1 protein-coding gene is annotated in these 3,733 nt (G+C 72.8%); it reads left to right on the forward strand.

Annotation, left to right across the window (positions count from 1 at the left end):
* A partial coding sequence (locus tag AB0B40_RS38010; RefSeq protein ID WP_362268199.1) for an SDR family NAD(P)-dependent oxidoreductase occupies positions 1-3,733 on the forward strand: 3,733 nt, incomplete at both ends.

Here is a 3,733-nt window from a genome sequence, read left to right on the forward strand (position 1 = left end):
GTGTTCAAGGGCACGGGTGCCCAGCGCGTCGACCTGCCCACCTACGCCTTCCAGCACCAGCGGTACTGGCTGGAAGCCACGAAGACAGGGCCGCTCGGGCACGGCATGGCAGCCGACGACCGCACGGACGCGATCTTCTGGGACGCGGTCGAGCGTGAGGACGGCGAGGCGCTCGCGGCCACGCTCCGCGTCGACTCCGTCGAACAGCAGTCCCTCGACGCCGTGCTGCCCGCCCTCGCGCAGTGGCGACGCCGGCAGCGCTCCGAATCGACCGTCGACGCGTGGCGTTACCGCGCGGTGTGGCGCCGTACGCCCGGCACGGCGGTTCCTTCACTCGCGGGCACGTGGCTCCTGGTCACCCCGGACGCGTGCGGCACCGACCCGCTCGTGGCGGACGTACGGCGGGCACTGGAGGAACACGGCACCGACGTCGTCACCCTCCCCCTGAACGGCACCGATGCCGACCGCGCCGCGCTGGCACAGCGGCTGCGCGAGGCCACCGAGGGCCAGCCACCCACGGGCGTGCTGTCGCTGCTGGCGCTGGACGAGACCCCGTACCCCGAGCACCCCGTCACCAGCACCGGCCTGGTTCTCACCCTGAGCCTGATCCAGGCCCTGGGCGACCTCGGCACCGGCGCGCGACTGTGGTGCGCCACGCGCGGCGCGGTGTCCACCGGCACCGCCGACCCGCTGACCGCCCCGGCACAGACCACGGTGTGGGGCATGGGCCGCGTCGCCGCCGTGGAGTACCCGGACAGCTGGGGTGGTCTCGTCGACCTGCCCGCGACACTGGACGGGCGGGCCCGCACCCGGCTCGCGGGCGTCCTGACCGGTGCCGACCCCGAGGACCAGCTGGCCGTCCGCGCGTCCGGGGTGATGCGGCGCCGACTGGAGCCCGCGCCACTGGGCGACAGCCGTCCCGGCCGCGCCTGGAAGCCGAGGGGCACGGTCCTCGTCACCGGCGGCACCGGCGCCCTCGGCACGCACCTCGCGCGATGGCTCGCCCGCAACGGGGCCGAACACCTCATCCTCACCAGCCGCCGCGGGCCCGCCGCACCCGGCGTGGACGCGCTGGTCGCCGAACTCGACGCGCTCGGCACCCGGGTCACCATCACCGCCTGCGACGTCGCGGACCGAGACGCGGTGGCGGCCCTCCTCGCGGCGGTACCGGAGGACCTCCCCCTCACCGCGGTCATCCACGGCGCCGCCTATATCGAGCTGGCCTCGCTGGCCGAGACGACGGCGGCCGAGTTCGCCGACGTCATGAACGCCAAGGCCGCGGGCGCGGCACACCTCGACGCGCTCCTGGGCGACACCCCGCTCGACGCGTTCGTCCTGTTCTCCTCCGTCTCCTCCGTATGGGGCGTCGGCGACCACGGTGCGTACGCGGCTGCCAACGCCTACCTCGACGCGCTCGCCGAACGCCGCCGGGCGAACGGCCTGACGGCCACGTCGGTGGCCTGGGGCGTGTGGGACGCCGTCGGCGACAACGCACCCGAGGCACTCGACCTGGACCAACTGCGCCGCCGCGGTCTGCGCTTCATGGACGTGGACCTCGGCATCGCCGCGCTCCAGCAGACACTCGACCACGACCAGACGCACCTGGCGATCGCCGACATCGACTGGGAGAGCTTCATCCCGGTCTTCACCTCGGCCCGCCCCAGCCCCTTGCTGGTGGAGCTCCCCGAGGCGCGACGCATCCAGCAGGAGACCACCGCCGCCCGGGACAACACCGGCTCCGAGAGCGACGCGGCTTCTCCGCTCCGGCAGCGACTGGTCGCCCTGACGCCCGGCGAACGCACCCACGCAGTCCTCGACCTCGTCCACGAGCAGGTCGCGGCCGTACTGGGACACGCCACCCCGGACACCCTCGACTCCGGACGGGCCTTCAAGGATCTCGGTTTCGACTCGTTGACGGCGGTGGAGCTGCGCAACCGGCTCAACACGGCCACCGGACTGCGGCTGCCCGCCACCCTGATCTTCGACTACCCCAGCAGCGCCGCGCTCGGTGACCACATCCAGCAGCAGCTCTTCGAAGGCGAGGCGGCGACGGCCGACGGTGCGGACGCCGCGTCCCGGGCCGGCACCGGCGTGGCCGGGTCGCCCGCCACCGACGACGATCCCGTCGCGATCGTCGCGATGAGCTGCCGCTACCCCGGCGGGGTGACCTCCCCCGACGAACTGTGGCAACTGATCACGTCCGGCGGAGACGCGATCGGCGGACTGCCCACCGACCGCGGCTGGGACATCGAGGGCATCTACGACCCCGACCCCGACGCCCCGGGCAAGACGTACGTCCGCCAGGGAGGCTTCCTCTACGACGCCGCCGCCTTCGACCCCGCGTTCTTCGGGATCTCGCCGCGCGAGGCAGCCGCGATGGACCCGCAGCAGCGGCTGCTGCTGGAAACCTCCTGGGAAGCCTTCGAACGCCTCGGCGTGTCCGCGCTGACCCTGCGCGGCAGCCGCACCGGCGTCTTCATCGGAAACAACTACCAGGAGTACGGGCCCCGCGTGCACGAGGCACCGGCAGGCTCCGAAGGTCATCTGATGACCGGCAACGCCGCCAGCGTCGTGACCGGTCGCGTCGCCTACACCTTCGGGTTCGAGGGTCCCGCGGTGACGGTGGACACGGCATGCTCGTCGTCGCTGGTCGCCCTGCACCTGGCGGTTCAGTCGCTGCGGCAGGGCGAGTGCACGCTCGCTCTCGCCGGCGGTGTCGCGGTCATGCCCAACCCCAGCGCGTTCATCGCCTTCAGCCGGCAGCGCGGGCTCGCGGCCGACGGCCGCTGCAAGGCGTTCGCCGCGTCGGCCGACGGCATGGGACTCGCCGAGGGCATCGGCGTGCTGGTGCTGGAGCGGCTGTCGGACGCCGAGCGCAACGGTCACCAGGTTTTGGCGGTGGTGCGTGGTTCGGCCGTGAACCAGGACGGTGCGAGCAACGGTCTCACGGCGCCGAACGGCCCCTCCCAGCAGCGGGTGATCCGTTCCGCGCTGGCGAACGCCCGGGTGTCGGCGGCCGAGGTGGATGTGGTGGAGGCGCACGGTACGGGGACGAAGCTGGGTGACCCGATCGAGGCGCAGGCGCTGCTGGCGACGTACGGCCAGGACCGGCCGGAGGACCGGCCCCTGCTGCTGGGCTCGGTGAAGTCCAACATCGGCCACACCCAGGCCGCTTCAGGTGTCGCCGGTGTGATGAAGATGGTGCTGGCGATGCGACACGGTGTGCTCCCGCAGACGCTGCACGTGGACGAGCCGTCGCCCCACATCGACTGGTCGGCCGGTGCCGTCGAGCTGGTCACCGAGCAGGTCGCCTGGCCGGAGAGCGGTCAGGCGCGGCGGGCGGGTGTGTCGTCGTTCGGTATCAGCGGGACGAACGCGCACGTGATCCTGGAGCAGGCTCCGGTTTCGGTTTCGACTCCGGCTTCCGCGTCGGCTGTGGCTTCGGGTCCGGCGGTCGCGGGGGAGGAGCAGGCGGCCGGGGGCGTCGAGCAGCCGGTCGTGCTGCCGTGGGTGGTGTCGGGCCGGTCGGAGAGCGCGTTGCGGGGGCAGGCGGAGCGGTTGGTGTCGTTCGTCGGCGAGCGTGCACAACTCCACCCGAGGGACGTGGCGTTCTCGCTGGTGGCGTCGCGGTCGGTGTTTGAGCATCGGGCTGTGGTGCTGGCGGGTGAGCGGGCTGGGTTTGCGGCTGGTCTGTCGGCGTTGGTGGTGGGTGAGCCGGCGGCCGGTGTGGTGC

Origin of the sequence: Streptomyces sp. NPDC042638 (assembly GCF_040647235.1) — a bacterium.
GTDB lineage: Bacteria > Actinomycetota > Actinomycetes > Streptomycetales > Streptomycetaceae > Streptomyces > Streptomyces rameus.